Source organism: Methylobacterium nigriterrae, from assembly GCF_037106235.1.
Lineage (GTDB): Bacteria > Pseudomonadota > Alphaproteobacteria > Rhizobiales > Beijerinckiaceae > Methylobacterium > Methylobacterium nigriterrae.
In genome coordinates this window covers 1-368 of record NZ_JBAWTG010000617.1, presented here as the reverse complement: position 1 = coordinate 368, position 368 = coordinate 1, and the positions used below count along the sequence as shown (strand labels likewise).

Genomic DNA, 368 nt, shown 5'->3' with positions numbered 1-368 from the left:
AAGCCGCCTTCCAGTGACCTCTGCCCTTAGGCTCCTCCACCGAAGCCTGGGCGCCCGGCCGTCCAAGCCCGATGGCCTTGGCGAGTTCCGAGCGCTGGGTGGCGTAGCTGGCCGCCACCATCGGGTAGTCGGCCGGCAGGCCGAAGCGCTGGCGGTAGCTGTAGGGGTCGAGCCCGTGGCCGGTCAGATGGCGCTTGAGCGTCTTGTAGGGCTTACCGTCGATGAAGGAGATCAGCGCATCCGGCGTGACCGACTTGCGGATCTGCGAAGGCGTCGCCTTCTCCACCTGCTCCTCGGCTGTGGCAGCCTGCGCGGTCTCGTTGGCGAGACCGGCAAGCGAGGTATGAACCGCCTGGATCAACGCAGGG

The 368-nt window shown here is 67.4% G+C and carries 1 protein-coding gene; it reads right to left on the bottom strand.

What is annotated here, in order from left to right:
- The coding region (locus WDW90_RS38485; protein WP_336492921.1) for a Ros/MucR family transcriptional regulator at nt 1–368 on the bottom strand (368 nt) is incomplete at both ends.